Origin of the sequence: Dapis purpurea BLCC-M126 (assembly GCF_050015975.1) — a bacterium.
Lineage (GTDB): Bacteria > Cyanobacteriota > Cyanobacteriia > Cyanobacteriales > Microcoleaceae > Trichodesmium.
On record NZ_JBNHER010000029.1, the window covers coordinates 1 to 1,895 of the forward strand.

Annotated in this window: 2 protein-coding genes; both read right to left on the minus strand. The window is 37.4% G+C overall.

Annotated features, from left to right (window positions below; all coding sequences use genetic code 11):
• Window positions 1–357: 357 nt before the first annotated feature.
• Window positions 358–1,122 (minus strand): alpha/beta fold hydrolase, encoded by a 765-nt coding sequence (locus ACP6PL_RS03405; RefSeq protein ID WP_426542561.1) that lies wholly within the window; start codon window positions 1,120–1,122, stop codon window positions 358–360.
• 485 nt (window positions 1,123–1,607) lie between these two features.
• Window positions 1,608–1,895 (minus strand): FG-GAP repeat protein (locus ACP6PL_RS03410; protein WP_426542563.1); only part of this gene is annotated, 288 nt, incomplete at its 5' end.

The window sequence follows — 1,895 nt, forward strand, 5'->3', positions numbered from 1 at the left end:
TGATTAGCGATCGCCTACCTAATTGTACCTCACTAGCTTGGGAAATGCTATATAATTTCAACCAATTATTTTACGGAATAGATCTAGGAGAGATTTTTTAGCTTTTTGAAAAGATGAAAGTAGTGTTGAATAGCTTGATATTATCTTGAAAAATCTCAGGCGATCGCTGATATGTTTGTGTAGCATGACTTAGGAAAACCTTGGTTGAGTAAGATGAAAAACAAATAGTTATTATCAGTTTTATAGTTAGATGATTACTTCTTAAACTCCTAATAATACGTTTTAAAGTGAGGAATTATAGATAAAAAATATAGTGGTTTGTGATTAATTTATATGCAAACTGCTATGTCTATAAGACTATACAGCAAAAGTATCTACAGATAATGAACCTGTTGTGTTACCATTAACAGTTGATAGAGAGAAAACAGTGCCGTTGCTTTGCGAGAATGCGAATCCATCTAATAGATTATTATACAATGTGTGAGCGTAGCCGTGATTACCTACAAAAGTAGAGGCTCCTGGTTGGAGGAGATCGTCCCAGTTAATGTATAAATCTAAGTCAGCTAATGGGTCGTCGTATCCCAATGTACTGCTAGTATGGAAAGCAATAACTCTATCCGCATCGCTTGCATCTAGGCGATCGTCTGTGGAGTTAGGACGAGAGAACCAACCTCCTTCAAATTCGGGACCTGCTGGATCAAGACCAATAAGCAGATCGACATCGCCACTACGTTCACGAAGTTCTTCGCCTGCTTCACCCATCAGATGAGCACCTAAACTATGACCAATAAGGGTGGTAGTACCAGGGTTGATACCTTGATCTAATAAATAGTCTGCTACCTCAACTCCCACATCATCAACTCTGTTGGCAGCAGCAGGATAATAGAAAGTATCAGCGCCGTCTTGCCAATCTACTACCAAAATATTAGCATCATTCCCTTCCAAATCTCGTATATTTTGTGCCATTTCTGACATCCAAGCTTGAGGGGTGAAGTTATTACCTGGGTTTCCACCTGTACTTTGGTAACCATGTACGATTACATAAGTAGGATCGCTTGTGTCTATAGCTCGTGAATTGTTGATTCTGTTGTTATCCCAAGTATTAAAGAATACGTCTACCATATTTTTAGTTTGTTCCCATGTATAAGTTTTTACTGAAAATATTACACTTTGTGTTTAGTTCTATTTTCCATCTATATAATTTAGATACATTAGGACTTAGGCATAAACCGGAAAAATAATAATCAGGGCAATAAACCTGGTTTATTGTTGGGGTGCGTAAGTCCTGATACAATACATTTTTATTTAAGCAAGAGGCAACAAGCAGTACAAAAACTCTACTTTTCAGTAGTATCGCGGAGTTTTTGTAATATCAAATCCGCTTAATTCGGTAGAAAAAAATGTTCCATCTTCAATCATTGTCACATCTTTCTCAATTAGTTCAATGAGATATATCAGATAATAGAATAGATATGTGGTTGACGATCGCCAAATGTTTGAAAAGCTGGTTTATTGGCACGATAACTAGAATCATCAAAAAAAAATCAAGCAAAGATTTTGAGGTTGAATTCTTTGCTTGATAAATTTGCTATGAGAAATATTTATTGTTATTTTTTCTGCTGCTTTTTTCGGGATAAGGTGGCGATCGCGACAGTGCCTACTATTCCTAAGAGCGATGATGGTTCTGGTGTTGATTTAGTGTTAGTGTTAGTGGTAAACAGGTAGGCTGAACCACTTTCTAATCCATTGTCGTTGTCTTTCCATGCACCTATCACGGCTGTATTGTTGCTTAGAGCTACTGAGACTCCGAAGTTATCCTCTGTAGAACCGTCGGGTGCGATAAATTTCTGGAGCAAGCTGCCAGTAGTAGTGTCAAATAAGTAGGCTGAACCACT

Bases quoted from the DNA above. Each gene is read 5' to 3' on its own strand.
- ACP6PL_RS03405 (WP_426542561.1), bottom strand. From the start codon at position 1,122: ATGGTAGACGTATTCTTTAATACTTGGGATAACAACAGAATCAACAAT.